The 19,666-nt window shown below is 60.7% G+C and carries 14 protein-coding genes; 10 read left to right on the plus strand and 4 right to left on the minus strand.

The features are described 5' to 3' along the window. Positions 1-75: 75 nt before the first annotated feature. Complete coding sequence (locus tag Q0G18_RS05770; protein WP_297150606.1) at positions 76-2,553, plus strand: polysaccharide pyruvyl transferase family protein; 2,478 nt, start codon at positions 76-78, stop codon at positions 2,551-2,553. 190 nt (positions 2,554-2,743) lie between these two features. Here Q0G18_RS05770 and Q0G18_RS05775 read toward each other — a convergent pair whose 3' ends face one another. The 3 genes from Q0G18_RS05775 to Q0G18_RS05785 form a co-directional block, all read right to left on the minus strand. After that, positions 2,744-4,042 (minus strand): type II toxin-antitoxin system HipA family toxin, encoded by a 1,299-nt coding sequence (locus Q0G18_RS05775; RefSeq protein ID WP_297150608.1) that lies wholly within the window; start codon positions 4,040-4,042, stop codon positions 2,744-2,746. Beyond that, positions 4,035-4,256, minus strand: a complete 222-nt coding sequence (locus Q0G18_RS05780; RefSeq protein WP_246155866.1) for a type II toxin-antitoxin system Y4mF family antitoxin — start codon at positions 4,254-4,256, stop codon at positions 4,035-4,037. Before Q0G18_RS05780 ends, Q0G18_RS05775 begins: the two co-directional genes overlap by 8 nt. Positions 4,257-4,613: 357 nt before the next feature. Beyond that, a complete protein-coding gene (locus Q0G18_RS05785) occupies positions 4,614-5,708 on the minus strand; it encodes an acyltransferase family protein (protein WP_297150610.1) in 1,095 nt (364 codons plus the stop codon). Positions 5,709-5,910: 202 nt separating this feature from the next. Here Q0G18_RS05785 and Q0G18_RS05790 point away from each other — a divergent pair, with 202 nt between their 5' ends. From Q0G18_RS05790 to Q0G18_RS05815, 6 genes are all read left to right on the plus strand, one after another. After that, a complete protein-coding gene (locus Q0G18_RS05790) occupies positions 5,911-7,167 on the plus strand; it encodes a glycosyltransferase (RefSeq protein WP_297150613.1) in 1,257 nt (418 codons plus the stop codon). A gap of 115 nt (positions 7,168-7,282) precedes the next feature. Continuing rightward, positions 7,283-9,412 (plus strand): glycosyltransferase family 2 protein, encoded by a 2,130-nt coding sequence (locus tag Q0G18_RS05795; RefSeq protein ID WP_297150616.1) that lies wholly within the window; start codon positions 7,283-7,285, stop codon positions 9,410-9,412. Between the two features lie 15 nt (positions 9,413-9,427). After that, positions 9,428-10,417, plus strand: coding sequence for a glycosyltransferase (locus tag Q0G18_RS05800; protein WP_297150619.1), 990 nt, complete (start codon positions 9,428-9,430; stop codon positions 10,415-10,417). Positions 10,418-10,471: 54 nt separating this feature from the next. Continuing rightward, the gene (locus Q0G18_RS05805; RefSeq protein ID WP_297150622.1) at positions 10,472-13,138 is read left to right on the plus strand and encodes an RICIN domain-containing protein; all 2,667 of its coding nucleotides are present in this window, start codon (positions 10,472-10,474) and stop codon (positions 13,136-13,138) included. A gap of 158 nt (positions 13,139-13,296) precedes the next feature. After that, complete coding sequence (locus Q0G18_RS05810; RefSeq protein ID WP_297150624.1) at positions 13,297-14,655, plus strand: ATP-binding protein; 1,359 nt, start codon at positions 13,297-13,299, stop codon at positions 14,653-14,655. Between the two features lie 115 nt (positions 14,656-14,770). Beyond that, a complete protein-coding gene (locus Q0G18_RS05815) occupies positions 14,771-16,861 on the plus strand; it encodes a DUF6541 family protein (RefSeq protein WP_297150626.1) in 2,091 nt (696 codons plus the stop codon). A gap of 5 nt (positions 16,862-16,866) precedes the next feature. On the opposite strand, the gene Q0G18_RS05820 is transcribed toward Q0G18_RS05815, so the two are convergent. Continuing rightward, positions 16,867-18,060: a glycosyltransferase family 4 protein gene (locus Q0G18_RS05820; RefSeq protein ID WP_297150628.1), complete on the minus strand. Its 1,194-nt coding sequence runs from the start codon at positions 18,058-18,060 to the stop codon at positions 16,867-16,869. A gap of 154 nt (positions 18,061-18,214) precedes the next feature. On the opposite strand from Q0G18_RS05820, the gene Q0G18_RS05825 reads away from it, so the two are divergent. The 3 genes from Q0G18_RS05825 to Q0G18_RS05835 all read left to right on the plus strand — a co-directional run. Beyond that, entirely contained in the window at positions 18,215-18,910 is a 696-nt protein-coding gene (locus tag Q0G18_RS05825) for a glycosyltransferase family 2 protein (protein ID WP_297150630.1), read from the plus strand. Continuing rightward, positions 18,911-19,360, plus strand: coding sequence for a DUF2304 domain-containing protein (locus Q0G18_RS05830; RefSeq protein WP_297150632.1), 450 nt, complete (start codon positions 18,911-18,913; stop codon positions 19,358-19,360). It abuts the gene before it with no gap. A 1-nt stretch (position 19,361) separates the two neighbouring features. Beyond that, the coding region (locus Q0G18_RS05835) for a LicD family protein (RefSeq protein ID WP_297150634.1) at positions 19,362-19,666 on the plus strand (305 nt) is incomplete at its 3' end.

Consider the following 19,666-nt stretch of genomic DNA (forward strand, 5'->3'; position numbering starts at 1 on the left):
TCGTCTTGATACGTTGATTGTGCATGGGAGGCGTCGCGTCGTGCGGCGCCTTTCCCGAAGGAAGGTGCTTCGGATATGGAAAAAACCTACTGCAAAATCGCGCTCGTCGCCCGTATGGGAGCGGGCGTTGCAACCCCCGCGTTTTGCGCGAAGAGGGCGTTTGAAAAGCAGGGGCACACGGTGTTCCTCTTCACGCCGAACATGTGGCCCGAGGTTTTCGACGAGGCCGGCACTTTCGATGCTGCGATGCTTTCCCACTTTTTCGAGGTGCAGCGTCCCGATTGCCTGATGCTCGCCGAGGGCATGGGTGCGCGCGGGCTCGACGCTGCCGCTTCGCGCGGCGTCGCCGTGGGCATGCTTGCCGCTGCGCGATCCGAGGCCGAGGCGAGCGTGGCGAAGTCGAGCGGCGCGCCTTTCGACTTCGCGATAACGATTTCGGGGCGCTCGCTGCGTCTGGAGGAGCTCGACGGGTTCGAAGGCGTGGTGGGGGCGTGCGCTCCCGCTGTCGATGCCGCCTACGCCTCGACGCCGATTGCGAACCTGGTTGCCTTCGGACCTGGCATTATGTGCTTGCAGGATGCGACATCCGCTCGCGTCGCCTTCTTCGATGAGCTGGTCGCAGACGAGCGCTTTAAGGGAGCCGTCCGCTGCTTCGGCGCCGGGTGGCCCGAGCGCTTCGCGTCCGACCCGACGTTTACCCACATCGCCTACTCCGCGCGTTCGAGTGCGGCGTGCGTGGTGTTCGGGGACCTGGGTGCGGGCTCGCAGAATGCGAACGCCCCAGCCGACGCCCGGGACGTGAAGTCCCCGGCGGATGCGCTGCTGACGGACGAGGCGCTTGTGCTCGTCCATGCCGATGGGGTGAAGCTTGCGTGCGTGGGTGAAGGCCTTTCCCCATGGCGCGCGGAGCGGATGGACATTTGCGAGAAGGATGTTACCGCGGCGCGCGAGGCGCTCATCGCGGCGGTTGCGGAGCAGCATTCGGGCGATGTCGCGTTCGAGAGCCGTCGCCTTCCCGTCGATTCGCAAGGTCCCTTCCTTGATGGGTCGCTGCTTGCCGCCCTCGAGAGCGTGCGCGAACAGCTTGCCGAGCGGGGGCTTATGGCCGGCCTTCCCGCGCCGCGCACGATTGTCTCGGTCCTCGGCTACGTGGGCATGGGCAACTTCGGCGACGAGTACATCCTGGCAACGGTCGATAGGCGCCTGCGGGAGCTGGTCTGCGGTTGCTCCATCGTTGCGGTGGGGGAAAACCCGCTGCACACCCTGCGCGAGCGCGGCATTTACTCCATCACGCTTCAGGACAAGCGCGTCCTCGACCGGGTGCTCGCCGCGTCCTCGGCGGCCCTCGTGATCGCAGGTCTCCTCTTCGACCAGGGAATTCGCTGGTCAATCGGGAAGGCGGAGCTTGCCTCGTCGATGCCGCACACCGACATCGCTGGTATCGCCGCTTACGTGGAGCTTGCCTACATGAACGATGCGCGCCCGGTGCTCTACGGCATCGGCGCGGGACCGCTCGACGTGGCGGACGGCCGCTCGCTTGTGCGCCTCATGGGACGTCTGGGCGCGCTGTTCCTCACGCGCGATGAGGCGACCGCCGAGCTCATCCGCTCGTGCCGGGTGCGCAACGAGCAGGTGATATCGCTTGCCGATTGCGCGTTTTTGGGAAGCGCTTCCGATACTTCGTTCGTCGACGAATGGTTCGCCTCCGAAGGAATCGACCCCGCGTCGCGCAGGGTTGTGGCGGTTTCGCTGCGCGAGTACGAGAACGCGCCCGATGATTTCGCCGAGCGGGTGGCCGCCGCGCTTTCGAGGGTGCAGGCGGCCCATCGCGACGTGGTCTTCGCGGCGTGCATTCTCGACTCGAGCGACCGCGCGCTTGCCGAGCGCATTGGGGCGCTTCTCCCCGCTCAGACGGCGCTCCGCATCTTCGATGCGGGGGAGCGCATAGAGCCGGTGGTGGACTTCCTCTCGCGCTGCTCGGCTGGCCTCTCGATGCGCTACCATGCGTCCCTTCTGCTTGGATCGTTCTGCAAACCATGCGTTGGCCTGGGGTATCTTCCCAAGGTTGTATCGCTTTACGAGGACTTGGGACAGGCGGACACGCTGCTTTCCATGAACGCGGATACCGAGGAGATCATTGCAGCTCTGGAATCCGTCCTTGCCTTCGATGCCCAGCGCGCGTTCGCGCTGACGAACCGCGTGTCCGAGCTGCGTAAGAAGAGCGGCGAGTCGGAGGGCATTCTGCTTGATGCCATCGCCTCGATCGCGCCCGCGAAGTGCGGGGAGATTCCCGAGGAACTCTTCTTGAACCGGATGGCGAACGATATCGCCGAGAAGGATCGCCTTCAGGCGCAGATTGCGCGGGAGCGTCGAAGCGTCGAGGAGGCACGTGCCCGCTGCGCTGAGATGGAACGCGAACGCGACGCGGCGCGCGGCGAGGTGGAGGAGTACGCGCAATCGTATTCCTACCGCGTGGGATCGACGCTGCTCACCCTGCCCCGCAAACTTCGCGAGGCGCTGTCGAAGGGCACGAAAGGGCCGAAGGAGTCGTAGCCGCGAGTCCGTCGACGCGCGAGGGACAGCCAAGCGGCAGGGCGTCGGGCTTCCGGGGCTCAATGCTCTGCCGTCGACATGTGCAGGCTGGGAAAGCGGGGCGCAAGGCTTGAGTCGCCCCGCAGGCTTGCGTTCGGGAAGAGGCGATATCGGGCGGACGCTGAATAGCTTTCTCAGCAAAGGAACGCCGCTAAAAATTGCAAAACTCCTCTAGGACGCGAAGGCGCGGGACGATGTCTTCCTGCAGATCGTCTGCCAAATAGGGGAGAAACTCCCGCGAAGGACCAAGCGACTCGCTGCCTGCTTCGCGAATTGCGGCTTCGGCATTATCGACAATCGGCGCGACGATTGACCTCAAGTAGCTTGAAGTGATGCCTAAGCTGCTCGCAAGGAGATCGAAGCTGCTCGGCTTCACGTCTCTAATGTCTCGCGCGCCGCCGACAGCCATAGCCAACTCTTTGCTGAATCTATCGAAGAACGATGTACTGACCAGGTCGTAAGCTGGAGATAGGCGACGTATTGGCCCCCTTTTCCCAACCTGGTACATAATCGAAATGTTTTTCAGGTGCGCGTCGCAGTTCCCGATAAGGTAGTTAAAGCAGACAGCTTTTGCAAACTGAGAAAGATCCTCGGTTGGCTTTGCGGCATAAGAGCGAATCCATTGCGCTATCGAAGCGATAGAGCCATTCGGGAGCTCGACATATTTCGAAGCTGACGTCATTCCGAATGCCTGCGCGAAGTCCTCTTGATGGATTCGCTCAACGCGGAGTCCCTCTTCGTCAATCGTTACCACCCTATCGAATCGCTCGACAGCCAGTACGGGCTTACCGAAGTCAAGCAGCGTAACCTCCGGAACCTTAATGCCGCATTTTTTCGCCGCCCGCATGCAGAGAAATTCGAGGCTGACAAGCTTTTCGATGGAGCCTGTTTTGAGGATATGGGTGCTCGCTGCGAGTCCTCGCGGTTTAAGCCATCCCTGCGACATGGGGCTGTCGGGCATATGCGCCAGCCCTATCTTGCTTTGCGCACCGGCCAGAGAAAGCCGCGACCCGACATTTTCTCTTGACATATCTGGAATAGAGCGGAAAAAGCGGAATAGCTGTTCGTTGCTCACTTCTTCGTAGCTGTTCTTGGCGCTTGCGATTTGAGGGCTGGAATCGCCGTCGTCTTCTATGATCACGTCGCCGATGCAGTCGCGGCCGCATTGCGCGAGGATTGCGAGGTAATCTGTTTCCCGAACGTGCAGCTCTGCCGCAAGTGCCTCTCGTGCATTTCCTTCGGCGAGCAATCCCTCGAAATAGGGGCGGAATTGGTCTTCGCTGTAAACATCGGTCGAAAGAGGGAGCGATTGAGATAGGGGAATCGCTGCGTTATCGTCAGCATATTTATTAAGGTACCTGAAAATAGACCCGTCGGTATTATTCCTCTCTATTGTGCCTACGCGAACCACAGTCCCTTCGCGATAAAGTGAAACTCGAAGGTTACTCATCGTCTCTTCTTTCTGCGAGAAGGTCTAATCCGAGCGTTGCAAGAACGTTGAGGGTTTTGCCAAGCTCCGCGGTCTGCTTCCCGTTTTCGAGGTTCGAGAGAAATGTTATGCCTACGCCGCTCAATCCTGCTAGTTGGGTTTGGGTGAGCCCCTGGGCTTTTCTTTCATGCATGATGAGCTCCCCGAGTTCTTTTGTGCTGCCGATATTGATCACGATATCACTCCCTTTACGCGAACGCATAAATAATAGCACATTGTTCTTCTATTTACGCGTTCGCATAAATTACAGGGCATCTGCTCACAACTTATGCGAACGCATAAATGCATCAACTTTTGAAGAATCTGTGTGCGTGGAATGTTGCAACGCATTGCGTGGTTGGCTGGTGCGAGATTCGTATTCTGGTAAGTCAATCATTCGTATTTTGGTATGCAAATCATTCACCTTTTCGGTAATTCAGCTGTGGATCTAGCTATCCCATTCGCGCATTGGGCGCTTAGCTCTCCTGGAGTCTCGTCTTGCTTCGCCCGCGCGAGTGGAATAGTCGAACAGGCGTTTGTCCCGACTCGCCCCCTAAGCGGCCGACTCGCGCTCGGGAAGGGGCGATATCGGGCGGACGCTGAATAGCTTTTTCAACAAAGGAACGCGCAAGGAGACGAATACGCCAAGGAGCGGCCACAATACGTTGAGCACGAGGATGAGAATGCTCACGGCGGTATGGGGAAAGCCGAAGGGCTCGAGCCAGCTGTAAAGCATGAGATTCGGGAAGCAGAAATCAGAAATCGCGTGGAAGCACATGACGATGAGGGTTGTTTGCCCAAAGAAATTCAAGAATCGAGACACGGTGCGAAGCCGCTGCTCAGCGACCTTGCAGGCGAGGACGACGAGATAAGACGCCGCAATCGAGGTGGCGATGCTCAGAAGTCCGTGAGAGAGGAAGCAGACGACGATATTGATAGAAACCCCAAAGTAGACGGACGCTATCCAGAGCAGAATCAAGGCGACAATCAAAGCGAGAGGCGGTTTCCTGTCAAGGATTCCGTGCTTTCGCGCAAGGAATCCAAGGTACATGAAAAATGAGGCCATCGCGCCCGGCTGGATGGAAAAGGGAAGCCAAGTCACTTTTGCGCTCGCCCATCCTGCGGCTGCTATGAGGCATACGGTGAGCAGCGGATACTTGGTTTTGAGTGCGAGGCGGGTAAAACCCGTCGAGAAGAAGAGAGCCCAGAGAAACCACAGCAGGCCGATTTGGCGAATCGCGAAAGGCTCGCTATGGGGTGCCCCTGAGCCATACAATAAGGCACCCAGCATGCTCTTCGCATTATCCAGGGCATCAATTTCCGGCCAGACAAAGTGATTGACGACGGTGGCGACTACAAGGATAACGACACCTGTGACGTAATAGGGCACGAGCAGCTGTCGGGCTTTCTGCTTCATGAAAGGGAGAAAGCTCACTTTGGTGGAGAGGAAATACCCGCTTAAGAGGAAGAAAAGCGGGACGTGGAAGGTGAACACGAAGCGCTCTGCGCTTGCGATTCCAAAGTGCCCCGCAATGATGCAGAGCATGGCGAATCCCTTGGCAATATCGATATAGCAAATACGTTGTTTAGCGGGTTTGCTCTGGCCTTCGGTGGGTGAAGGAGAGCTCGATGCGGTTGCCCCAGACAATGTCGCATTCCTTTCGTAGCGTTCGAATCCTTACTATGATATCGAAACGAGAGATGCATTGCCATGAGGAGGCTATCGAATCTTCTTCCCGCGGCGAAATGGCGAAATGGCGATCGAGGGTCGTATCTATAACGCGAATCAGCCGAGATGCGCCCATTGCGTGGTACCCTTATGCAGTTATTGCATTGCGAAAGGACGAAGTATGTCGGAGATCTCGACGGGGGGCGCTCCCGCGGTTTCGGTTATCATCCCCGTGTACAATTGCGCGGCCTATTTACCCGAATGTCTCGACAGCGTCATCGCTCAGACGGAATCGTCGTGGGAGATTATCTGCGTCGACGATGGGTCGACCGATGATTCGGTCTCGGTTCTGCGCGAGTACGAGCGATGCCTTGCTGGTAAGATGCGCGTTGTCGAGCAGGAGAATGCGGGCTGCGCGCGCGCTCGCAACCGCGCGATCCCCTTGGCGCGGGGAAGCTATCTCATGTTCTTGGACGCCGACGACTTCTTGGCGCCGCGCTGCTTCGAGCTGGCGCTCGATGCGGCGCGCCGCACCGATGCGCAGATCGTGGTGTGGGACCTCTGGTTTTACAACAACCAGCGCAAACGCCGGCAGCATCCGCCGCTCGGCATCCTCCATTTCGCCCCGTTCGACTTCGACGGCCAGGCGTTCTCGTGGAAACGCAGTCCCGACGACTTCCTCATGAGCTTTCAGACGTGGGCCTGGAACAAGCTGTTCCTCGCCTCGTTCGTGCGCGAGGGGGGTTATCGCTTCGCGGAAGACATCCAGCGTTCGGAGGACATCGCGTTCGTGTACCCCGCGCTTGTGGACGCTGAGCGCATCGCGACGGTGGGCGAGCGGCTCATCAGCTATCGCGTGATGCGCGCCGATTCCGCCATGGCCACGAAGGACCGCCATGCGTTCGATTTCGTGCGCGCCATTCATTTCTTTCGCAACTATTTGGAAGAAACGGGGCGCCTCGACGCGCTCTCGCGCAGCTACGCCACTTGGGCGATGTCGAGCATCCTGTACAACTTAAACACGCTCGCGTCTTATCCCGCCTTTTGCGAGGTGTACCGTTATCTGGCCGACCGCGGTTTCTCCGACTTGGGTCTTGCCGACCTGGGAGAACGCGACTTCCTCGACCCGATATACCACGCCCGCATGCGTGAGATCGTAGAATGCGACCCAACCGCGTACCTGTTCGGCCGTGCGCGCTCGCTCGATGCGGCGCGGGAAGATGCGCTTGCTGTCCTCGACGAGGTGAGCGCCGCGCGCGACGAAGCCCTCGCCGAGTGCGATGCGGCGCGCGAGCGCGAAGCTGCCGTGCGCGCCGACCTAAATCGGGTCGTATCCGAGTTCGACGCGGTCATGGGCGCGGCAGAGCAGCGCGTCGGCCAGGCGATATGCCGTCTTCCCCGCGCGATCCAGCGCAAGGTGGGCGCGTCGGGACGCTAGGACGCCGTGTGCTTCTTTCGAAGGCTGCCCCGCATCGCCGTCGCGATACAGTATCATTCAGAGCAAAACGCTGCGGGCGTGTGCCTGCATCCGAGAAGCTAACCGAAGGCACCACATGGATAATCCAAAGGTTTCTATCATTGTCCCCGTCTACAACGTCGAAAGCTACCTCGCGCAATGCCTGGATAGCCTGATCGAGCAGACGCTTTCCGATATCGAGATTCTCTGCCTGGACGACGGTTCGACCGACGGCTCGCCGGAGCTTCTCGACGCCTACGCTGCGAAAGACGCTCGCATCCGCGCGCTCCATCGCGAGAACTGCGGCGTTGCTGAGACGCGCAACGTGGGCGTCGGGCTTGCGCGCGGCGAGTACATCCTGTTCGTCGACTCCGACGACTACATCGCGCAAAGAACCTGCGAGGTCCTCGTCGCCACCGCCGAGCGGGAAGGAGCCGACATCGTCGTCTTCGGCGGCAAGACGTTCCCCACGCTCCCGTGGGCGGATGATTCCTTCGCGTGGCGCGACAACGTATATCATTCCGGGGTCGATGCCCTGCTCTACGAGCGCGGAAGCATCCCCCTCATGTGCAACAAGATGTACCGCACCGACTTTTTGCGCGGCAACGGGCTTCTTCTCAACCCCGACCTCTCGCTTGGGGAAGATCACGCCTTCCAGTTCATCACCTTCCCGCTTGCGAAAACGGTCGCCTTCAGCAAGGAGATGCTCTACTTCTACCGTGTGCGTCGCGATTCGGCGGTGGGCGCGACCTGCTCAGATGGCGCCAAGCAGCTCTTCCTCCACTTTGACGTGGTGAAATACGCGCTCACCACATGGAAGGAGCGCGGGACGTTGGTGGAGTTCGGGCGCGAGGGCGTCTCGTGGGCCGTGTCGTTCCTGTTCACGTCGGCGAAGATGACCTACTACAACGACCGCGTCCGCTTCGCCGAGCTTTTCTCGGCGTTCCTCGACGAGGTGCTGGAAGGCCGCCCGCTCGACTCGCTTGGGCTCGATGACGGCGTGCGCGGGCGTTTGGCCTACCTCGTGTCGCCCCAGGTGGAAACCGATGCTCCATCGATAAGCATCCTTATAGAATGCGCTGACGAGGCCGACGACGCCAAAGCCGCGCTCGATGCGATCGAGTTCCAGGACGAGCAGTCTTTCGAGGTATTGTTCTTCCCGCCCGCCGATGCGAACAGCCGCTATGCCCAGCTCATTGCCGACTTCACGGAGAACGATTGCCGCGCGCGCGTTCTTCCCTCCCGCGATGTCGCTTCTGCGCTCGCGAGCGCGCGGGGCACCTACCTCGTTCGCTCCTACGCGAACGTCGTCTACGATCCGCAAGCCTTCGACCAGCTGCTTCAGCTTGCAGGGGAACGCGAGGGGCGCACGGTCGTCGGCGAGCGCGAGCCTTATGACATTGCGGTGTTCACCGATTCTGCCGGCATGCTCGGCGTGCGCGACCTGTTCGACTTCTACGAGCCCAGCACCACCGAGGCAATCGTGCCCGAAGGGGCGCATCCCGCTTCCGATTTCTCCTCGCAGCTGTTCTCGTTTTCGAGCATCGCGTCGGCAAACAAGGCATTCAACAGGGAATTCTTGCTGCAATGCGCGGAAAAGGCGAAGTGCTCTACGTGGCTGGGCCTTCAATGCGCGGCCTTCTCGCAGGCGACCAAGATCGTCGTGACCAAGCGTCCCCTTGCCACGCTGCGCTGCCTGCCTTTCGCGTCGACCGGGCTTGTCGGCGCGCGCGCCATGCTCGACGACGTGTTCTCCGGCTTCGAGGAGGCGCGGGCGAATTTCACGGGCGATGACGAGGCCGCGTGCGGACTCGATGCCGCCGCGGCGCGCCATCTGATCCTCATGGTCGATCTTATCCGCAACCCGATTGCTCGCCGCTACTGTTTCGAGGATGCCCGCGAGCGCGGGGGCGAGGCTATAGCACGCGCCCTTGCCGGGTCGCAGCTCACCGACGCCGAGTGCGTCGTTTGCAGAGCGCTGCTCGGGGAAACCTACGACGCGTACACCGGATACCGCGACACGCTTGTCTTGAATGGCGTTATCATGAAGAACGAGGAAAACCTGCTTGCGGTAGGAGGTCAGGCTCAGCACATCAACCAGCTCAACTCCGACATCGAGGAGTTCTACCACTCGATAAGTTACCGAACGGGGCGTGCGGTCACTGCGCCCGCCCGTGCGGCTGCGAACCTCGCAAAGCGCGTTCTCCACGCGGCACGCCGCGGATAGTTTGGAAAGGAAACCATGTTCAGCAACAAAACCTCCGACACGCCCAAGGTCTCGATCGTCGTTCCCGTGTACAACGTCGAGAAGTATCTGCGCGAATGCCTCGACAGCCTGCTTGCGCAGAAGTTGAAGGACATCGAGATCATCGTCGTGAACGACGGCTCCACCGACTCGTCGGCAGACATCGCCGCCGAGTACGCCGCCCGCGATTCCCGCGTGCGCCTCATCTCGAAGGAGAACGAAGGGTACGGCAAGACGATGAACCGCGGCTTCTCAGAGGCCCGCGGTGAGTACGTGGGCATCGTGGAATCCGACGACTTCGCCGACCCCCGCATGTTCAAGGACATGTACAAGTTCGCGAAGAAGCACGACCTCGACCTGGTGAAAGCGAACTATTACGAGCACAGTGATGCGGGCGACGTCTTCCAGGAACCGTTCGCCGGGTTTGCGTACAAGACCGTCTTCGATCCTCGGGTCGATCAGCGCGCGCTCACCGTGCTGCCCATCATCTGGTCGGCGCTCTACCGCCGCGAGATGATCGAGCGCGAGAGCATTCGCTTCAACGGGACTCCCGGCGCATCGTATCAGGACACCTCGTTCGTGTTCCAGGTGTGGGCGAGCGCGCGTCGCGCGGCTATCCTTCCGAAGGGGTATCTGCACTACCGCGTCGATAACGCGAACTCGTCGGTGAAGTCGTCGGCGAAGGTGTTCGCCGTGTGCGACGAGTACGAGCTCTCGCGCGAGTTTCTGGCGAAGGACCCCGAAAAGCAGCGCGCGTTCGGTGCGATTGTCAACCTGTTGAAGCTTGGGACGTACCGGTGGAACTTCAATCGCCTGACCGACGAGTCGCGCCGTGCGTTCGCTGAGCGCATGCGCGAGGAATACTTGCGGGCCCGCGAGGAGGGCACGCTCGACCGCGACATGTTCGCGCCGGCTGATTGGGAGATGCTCAATCTGATGATGGACGATTTCGACGCCTTCATGGCGCGTTTCGAATCGGGAATGTAGGCGGATCCGGGCGCGTTTTGCGCTCGGATCTCCGTTAATGAGAAAGGGGAGAGGATGCAGGGGCATACTATGAAGGGACCGAAGCGGTTGCTCTCGGTGCTGCTCGCAGCGTCGCTTTCGGTCTGGTGCGTGCCCGCGGGTGCGCTCGCGCAAGAGACGGCTGGCGCGAACGCCGATGGGTCGGTTGCCGGAGCGCCTTCGGCGGATGCCGCGGTCGAGGGTTCCTCTGCCGAGGGCAGCACGGGAACGGACGCGGGAACGTCCCAGGTCGCAACACCTGCGCAGCCTGATGCCGCCGTCGGCGTTTCTTCTGCTGCGGCTGAAGCCGCTGCGCCCGCCGCCGCGCAACCTGCCGCCGCAGGCGAGGGTGGAGCTGCAGGTGAAGGGGAAACCGCAGGTGAAGAATCCTTCGAGGGCGTGTACGTGATTTCTGCTGCCGTGAACTCGAAGGCAGTGCTCTCCACGGCTGGCTCGCAGTTCTACTCGGGTGCGAACGTCGAGCTCGCCTCCGCGAACGGAACGCTCTTCCAGCGGTGGCGCATCGAAGCGGTGGGCGAGGGCTACTACACGATCACCTCGGTTGCGACTGGCAAGGTGCTTGACGTTGCCAACGGCGGGCGCACTCCCGGCACAAACGTGTGGCAGTGCACGCCTTTCGGCAACGATGCCCAGAAGTGGAAGATCGCGCGCGCGGCGGACGGCTCGGTGACGCTCGTCTCCAAGCTTTCGGGCCTCGCACTCGACATCGCCGATGGGCTTGCAATTGCAGGTACGAACATCCAGACCTACACGGTCAATGGTGCTCCCGCGCAGCGTTTCGCGCTCACGCCCGTTTCCGACCCCGCCCCCGAAGCTCTGCTTCCCGCGGGCGTCTACGAGATCTGCGCCGCGGGCGACACATCCTATGCGCTCGACGTGGCAGATGCATCGCTTGTCTCCGGCGCCGACGTTCGCCTGTGGTCTAGCAACCACTCGCAGGCCCAAAAGTGGTACATCGAGCCCGACTCCGAGGGCTACTACACGATCACCTCGATGGGCTCGGGGCTCGTGCTCGACGTTTCCAATGGCGGGCTCACTCCTGGCACGAACGTGTGGCAATGCACGCCGTTTGGCAACAGCATGCAGAAGTGGCGCCTCGTCGACAACGGCAACGGCTCCTTCTCGCTTATCTCGAAGGGCAATGTGCTCGCGCTCGATATCGCCGACGGAATCTGCGCCGCTGGCACGGACGTGCGCACGTGGACTCCGAACGGGGCCATCGCCCAATCGTTCGTCTTCAGCCCGTGCGAGCGCACGTACGCCGACGGCACCTACGAGCTTGCGCTTTCGAACGACAAGGGTACCGACCTCGATGTGTTCGACGCATCGACCGAATCGGGAGCCAACGTGCAGGTTCACACGGACAATGGCGGCTATGCGCAGAAGTGGCACGTGACGACCCGCGACGACGGCTACTGCACGATCGAGTCGCTGTGTTCGGGCAAGGTGCTCGCCATCGAGGGCGGAAGCGCCGCTGCGGGCGCTAACGTCTGCCAGCAGACCGCCGACGGGGCCGATTCCCAGCTGTGGAAGCTCGTGCCGCTCGGAAACGGCGCGTACCGCATCACCTCGAAGAGCGGCGAGTTCGCGCTCTCCCTTTCGGGGAAGAACGTTGTGCTTGGCTCAAGTGCGGACGCATCATCGTTCATCCTGAAGAATACCCCGATCATCATCGAGGGCTTCTACACTATCGGCGCATACACCAACCCTTCGGTGAAGCTCGACGTGCAAGATGCCTCCCGTGTAAGCGGCGCGAACGTGCAGTTGCATACCGAGAACGGCTCGAACGCACAGGTGGTGAAGATTTCGGCGAACGCCGACGGCTCCTACACGATCGCGTTCCCCTTCTCGCGCAAGGTGCTCGATGTGGCCAACGGCGGGCGCACCCCTGGCACGAACGTGTGGCAATGCACGCCGTTCGGCAACGACGCGCAGAAGTGGTACCCGAAGTATGCGGGCGACCGGTCGTTTAGCTTCGTGTGCAAGGGCAACGGCCTCGCGCTCGACATTGCCGATGGGATTGCAGAAAGCGGTACGAATGTGCAGGTCTACACGCGCAACAATTCCATCGCACAGCGCTTCGTGCTGACTCCCACGACCTACGTCCCCGATGACTTCTCGGATCTTCTCGCACATTTCTCGACCGTTTCCACCAACACGTTCAACGGGTGGTACAACATGTCGCGTGCGCTTTCCAACTTCGACGGCATGGTCGTGTGGCCGGGCGAGACGGTGTCGTTCTTCGACACGTGCGGGCCGTGCGGCGCGGCCGAGGGCTACCTCATCGCCGGCGTCGTCGGCGGCTCTGGTTACGGTGGCGGCATCTGCCAGGCGTCCACCACACTCTACGGCGCGGTGGTGCGCGCCGGCCTCACCATCGTGGAGCGCCAGAACCACACGACGCCTTCCACATATGTGCCCATCGGGCAAGATGCGATGGTGAACTGGGGCTCTTCCGACTTCCGCTTCCGCAACGACTGGGATTTCCCTGTGAAGATCGTCGTCGACAACTACGACCGCACGCTCAATTGCGACATCTGGGGCATCCAGCCCGACTGGTACGACTACATCGACGTCTCTTCCTGGTGGACGGGTTCGCACTCCGCCGCCGCGCAGCGCGAGTACTACAAGGACGGCGTGATCGTGGCCACAAGCGCCCTGCCGAATTCCTGGTACTGGTAGTTCCTGGTAATGCTTCTGAGTGCAAGGGCCCGCTTCATAAAGCGGGCCCTTCTGTTGTCAAATCATAGAAACGTGCAAATCGTAGTATCTTGAAAACTTAGAAACGTGCATATTGTGGTAATCTGAAACCATAGAAAACGGCAATCTAGGAGATGCCAATGTATAAGCGAAAGGCATACGAGAAGCTCCTCTTATGGAAAGAGGAAAGTTGCGGGTCGACGGCGATGCTTGTCGAGGGTGCTCGACGCGTTGGGAAATCGACGCTTGTTGAGGAGTTCGCAAAGCGAGAATACGCATCATATGCCCTTATCGATTTCTCAAAGGTTTCAAAGGAGTTCAAGCAGCTCTTTCTCGATACAAGGACCGATCTTGACGGTTTCTTCCTTTACCTTTCCGCTCTATTTAGCGTCAACTTGGTTCCTCGCGACACCCTCGTGATTTTCGACGAAGTTCAGCTTTTTCCTCCTGCAAGAGAGTTCATCAAACACCTTGTTGCTGACGGGCGATACGATTACGTGGAAACTGGATCGTTGATTTCGATCAAATCGAATGTCAAGGACATTCTCATCCCCTCTGAAGAAGAATCGATGAAGTTGCACCCGATGGATTTCGAGGAGTTTCTTTGGGCTATGGGGGAAGATGGTTTAGCCCAGATTATTCGAGCGTCGTTTAATGAGCGAAGGCCTCTGCCCGACGATTTGCATCGAAAAGCGATGCGCTTTTGGAATGAGTACATGTTGGTTGGTGGGATGCCCCAGGCTGTTGCCGTCTATGCGGATAAACGAAACATGGATGCCGCCGATCGGGCGAAACGTCTTGTGCTCAAGCTCTATCGGGAAGATATCGATAAATATGGGGAAAGTGGGGTGGGACGTCTCAAGGCCATCTTCGATGCGATTCCTGGTCAGCTCTCCAAACATGAGAAAAGGCTGGTATTCTCGCAGGTTGAAGAGGGGGGTCGCGCGCGTGACTACGCGTTCGCCTTTGCATGGTTTGACGAAGCGGCTACGGTGAATCTGTGCCATGCTTGCACTGACCCGTCGGTCGCCCTCGCCTTGAGCAAAAGCGAATCAGCGATCAAGTGCTATATGGGTGACGTGGGGCTTCTTGCTACGATGGCTTTTTCTTCGACGGGTGACTCGATGCCTGAGGTCTATCGCCATGTCCTCCTTGGCGATGCAGATGTGAACGAGGGGATGCTTGCGGAAAACGCAGTCGCGCAGCAGTTCGTCGCGTCAGGGCACGATTTGTACTTCTATTCGAAATGGGCGCCGACCGCCGAAGACAGAATGGAAGTTGATTTTCTTCTCGTAAAGCCGTATCCCGATGCGGCGATGAAGCCTCGTGTAAGTCCTGTTGAAGTGAAATCGGGCAAGCGATACACGACGAAATCGCTCGACAAGTTCAAATTGAAGTTTGGAAAGCGTGTGGGGGAAAGGTACATCCTCCACCCGCGTCAGCTTGCCGTTGATGGTGACATTGTGAAGCTGCCACTCTACATGGCGGGACTTCTTTAGCAGCAGTTCCTGATACAATAGAGCGGTTTGAAGACGAGGGCGTCCGATGCGGCGCCCTCGTTGGCTTGAATTCATGATTTCTCATCGCGTTGTGCGATGCTTAGGAAGGTAAGGTATGTGGGGTTTGTTCTTCGCCGCTGCGTTTGCGGGGGCTGTGTTCTTGTTCGTTCCGGGGGCGCTCGTGCTTGCGGGCCTTCGCATGCACGTGGCGTCGGCTGTTGCCTTTGCGCCGCTTCTGGGCATTCCGGCGACGATCGCCCTTTGTTTGGCGTACGCCGCCCTGGGCATCAACACCAACTGGGCGACAATCTTCTTCCCCCAGCTCGCGGTGGGTCTTATCATCTGCATCGTCGGTCGTGTGCGCGCACACGATCTGCCTCGCCGTCGCTTCGGTGAGCGCAGCCGCGAGGCATGCCGCTTCGACCTGTGCGCGCTCGCGCTCTACCTTTTGGCGGGCGTCGTCGTGTCGGCGGGCATGTTCACCACGTTTCTGGGCGACCCCTCGAACTACATGCAGGAATACGACAACGTGAGCCATTTAGGCTCGATTCGCTGCTTCGTCGAGACGGGGAACTGGTCGCCTTTCAGCACGTCGCTCTATGCGGGCGCGGCCGACGCGGCGATCAACCCGCTTCCCGGCGGCGGCTTCTACCCGACGGCCTGGTACAACGTCGCGGCCTTCATGGTGAGCCTGCTCGACGTCCCCATTCCGCTTTCGGAAAATGCCGCGAACTTCGTGTTCGTGGCGTTGGCTCTCCCTGCGAGCATGTTCGCGTTCATGCGCATCGTTTTCCAGGAGCGTCGCGACATCGTGTGCTGGGGCGCCGCCTGCGCGCCCATGTTCTCGGCCTTCCCCTGGATGCTGCTCGCCTGGGGCCCGCTGTTCCCGAACACGTCCGCCTACTGCCTGCTGCCGCTCGTGGCGGCGCTCTTCGTGGCGATCCTGCGCACGGGCATCTCGCGCCGTGAGCGCATCTGCGCGGGGGCGCTGTTCGTCGTCGGCGTCATCGCGTTGGCGCTCGCGCAGCCGAACGCCGTGTTCGTCGTGGCCGTGTGGCTCATTCCCTTCTGCATCTACCGAGCGGCGATCGCGGCCGACCTTCTCCGTCGCGAAGGTGCGGCGAAATGGCGGCTGCGCATCCTGTTCGCGGCGGTCGCGGCCGTTCTTATCTGCGTCATCTGGTGGGTGGTATACCATCTGCCCTTCCTGAGCGCGGTGGTGGAACACTCGTGGGGTGCCGCGCAGTACCCGCTCGAGGCGGTGCTCCATACGCTCATGCTCGGGTTCATGGACGACGGCGTGCAGCTCGTGCTCATGGTGTTCGTGTTCGTGGGCATGTTCTGGACGTTCAAAGAGCGCCGTTGGCTGTGGCTTTCTGCCTCGTATGTTCTTGCCTGCGGGATGTTCATCGTCGACGTGTCGACCTCCGGCCGCCTGCAGCATCTGCTGACCGGCTTTTGGTACACCGACTACTACCGCGTGGCGGCGATGGCGGCCATCTTCGGTATCCCCCTCGCGGCGATGGGCATAGCGCTCGTTGCGCGCGCGATCGCGCGGCTTCTTTCCCGTTCGCGTGACAAGGCGCCTGTGTGGGCGACTTCCATCGCATGCGCTCTCTGCGCGTTTGTGCTGGTGTGGGGAACGTTTTTCCTCGATGACCCGCGCAGCGACATCGACCCGTCGAGCGAGGTTCCCAACATGGGCCGCGGGGCGATGACGCTGGTTTGGCAGCGGCTTTCGTGGCAGAACAACGTGGACTACATCTACACGACCGCGGAAAAGGAGTTCGTCGCCGAGGTCGAGCGGGTGCTTCCCGAAGGCGCCGTCGTCATCAACAACCCCAACGATGGCAGCTGCTTCTGCTACGTGGTCGACGGCATGCGCACGTACTACCGCTACCTGCGCACCTATGGCGTGAGCAGCGAGACCGCGGACAGCGCGCTCATCCGTAGCCGCCTCGATAGCATCTCCTATGACGATCGGGTGAAAGAAGCCGTCGAAAACGTCGGGGCTGAGTACCTGCTTTTGCTTGACCAGGGAAGATGGTACAACCCCTCCGATCCCGACAGCAACTTCTTCTTCACCTACGATGACAACAGCCTGTGGTGCGGCATCGATTACGTGCGCGACTCCACGCCCGGGTTCGAGGTGGTGCTCGCGCGCGACGACATGCGCCTGTACCGCATCACCGCGATCGACGACTAGGAACCTTACTTCTCGTTCGCCTTGCGGCATGCGGCGAGCGCCCGCTCGGCAGTGCGCCTCCAGCTGTATTCCGCCCGCACGCGCCTCGCGACGTTCGCCCCCTGCTCAGCGAGCCGCTGCGGGTTGCGCGCCGCCTCGCACAGCGCGGCCTCGACCGTCTCGGTGCGCGCATCGGGAATGATGGTGCCGAAGCGCTCGTCGCTTACGAGCTCGTCGGTGCCGCCGACGGGGGTGACGATCGCGGGGGTGGTGCACGCCGCGGCCTCGAGCAGGGTTGTGGCGAATCCTTCCGACCGGGAGGGCAGCGCCATCGCGTCGGCCTGCGACATGAGCGCCGCCAAGTCCTGCCTTTCCAGCCGTCCTACCAGATGGACGCTTCCGCATCCGATTCGCTCGATGTCGCCCTGCTTGGGGCCTGCGCCTGCGATGACAAGATGCACGGCCCGCCCGCCCGCATCCGGGTGCTCGGCGATCGCCGCTGTGGCCTGGGCAAGCTCAACCACGCCCTTTTCGGGAACGAGGCGCCCCGCGAAGGCAACCATGAGAGCGTCTGCGGGAATGCCCAGCTCGGCGCGGAAATCCCGCGCGCTCGCCTGAGCCGCATACGCATCGGCGTCGATCGAGTTGGGAAGCTCGCCCGCCGACTCGATTCCGAAATGCCCGAGCCATGCGCTCGCCTTCCTCGACACGGCGTACGCGACGAACGGGTAGCGCAGATCGCGCTTCGTGAGCGCATGCTCGACCGCCTGCACCACAGGGTCGACAAGGGCGCTACCCATCGTAAGATGCGCCGACCCGTGCTCGATGAGCAGCGGCACCACGCCGGTGCGCGCCGCGAAGTCGAGCGCACGCTCGGTCAGCGTGTAGAAGCGCGTGTTCGCGATCACGTAATCGAAGTGCTCGTCTTCAAGATGCTTCCACAACCGCTTCGCTTCCTCGTCATTCTTCACAAGGGGAAACCGACCTCCCAAAAGCGGCTTGCACGGGAAGCGGACGACGTTCACGCCGTCTTCGCGCTCGCGCGCGGCGAGGCCGTGCGTATTGCAAGTCGCGACCGTTACCTCGGCTCCCATCTCGTATAATGCGCGCGCAAGGCTCTCGGTGTAGGTTTCCACGCCCCCCATGCTCGGCCGGTAAAGCGCCGAGAACAGGCAGACGCGCAAGCTTCGCTCCGTGCGATTTTCAGCGGTGGTCGCCACGATTTCCTCCTGAAGGTTCTCTCTTCGTTCGTCCTTATTATAGGTTGAGTCCGTGAACGATATCGAAAAGAGGTAAAATAACGAATCGTGTGTCAAATTTCACGCAGCTCACCGCGCTCGCTCGAGGGGCTGCACGGTATCAGGTTGGAAGGTTATGAACAAACGAGTGCTCGCCGTTATACCTGCGTATAACGAAGAGGAGAATATCGTATCGACGATCGAGGATCTGCGGAAGAACGCGCCCGACATCGATTACGTCATCGTGAACGACGGCTCGAAGGACGGCACCGCTGCCATCTGCCGCGAGCGGGGTTATCATTTGATCTCGCTGCCGGTGAACCTCGGTCTTGCCGGGGCGTTCCAGACCGGCATGAAGTACGCGTACGCGCACGGCTACGATTACGCCATTCAGTTCGACGCCGACGGTCAGCATTCCGCAGCCTACATCGACGACATGGTCGAGGTTGCGGAGGAGACCGGCGCGAATGTGGTTGTGGGATCGCGCTTCGCCGACTGCAAGAAGCCCTTTTCCGCGCGCATGGCGGGCTCGGCGCTCATCACGGCGATGATTTTCGTGACCACGCGCAAGCGCATCCAGGATCCCACCTCGGGCATGCGCCTGTTCGACTCGAAGATGATCCCGCTGTTCGCCAACGAGCTCGACTTCGGCCCCGAGCCTGACACCATCTCGCTCCTTATGCGCCATGGCTACAAGGTGGAGGAGATGCAGGTGGAGATGCGCGAGCGCACCGCCGGCGAGAGCTACCTCAACTTCACGAAATCGGTGTCCTACATGCTGCGCATCAGCCTGTCCATTCTCATCGTGCAATGGTTCAGGAGGAGAAAGTAAATGACCCTCTTATTCAGAATCACGCTCATCGTCTGTGCGCTGCTCGTCTTCATCTACGTCCTGCGCAAGATCCGCCATTCCGAGCTGAAGATCGCCGACAGCACGTTCTGGTTCATCTTCGCGCTCGTCATCCTGCTTTTGGCGGTGTTCCCGCACATCGCGTTCTTCTTCTCGAACATCTTCGGCATCGAATCGCCGTCGAACTGCGTCTTCCTCGCCATCATCGCCATCCTGCTCGTGCGCGAGTTCTTCACCACCGTCGAGCTCTCGCAGCTGCGCAACAAGGTTGCGGCGCTCGCGCAGGCCGAGGCGCTTGCCGAGCTGGACGCTATCGAGAACACGGATGCGGAAGCGGGCGAGGCCGCGAGCAAGCCTGCGGACGCGAACGTGGGCGCCCCCGCAAGCACGGTCGCAGGTGCCACTGCGCGCAAAGGCGCAGGTGAGGACTAACATGGAACGCCTCTCCGTCGACGACATGAAGGCGATCGAGCTCGACATCATGGACGAGATCGACCGCGTGTGCGCCGCGCATGGCGTGGAGTACTTCTTAGGCTACGGCACGCTTCTCGGTGCCGTGCGCCACGGAGGCTTCATCCCGTGGGACGACGACATGGACATCATCATGATGCGCGACCAGTACGAACTGCTCATGGACCACTTCAACGAGTGGCGCACCTCCGAGCGCTTCAAGCTCGTGTCCTATCGCGACAAATCGTCGATCTACCAGTTTGCGAAGATCGTCGACACGACCACGGT

The organism is uncultured Ellagibacter sp. (genome assembly GCF_934636505.1).
GTDB lineage: Bacteria > Actinomycetota > Coriobacteriia > Coriobacteriales > Eggerthellaceae > Ellagibacter.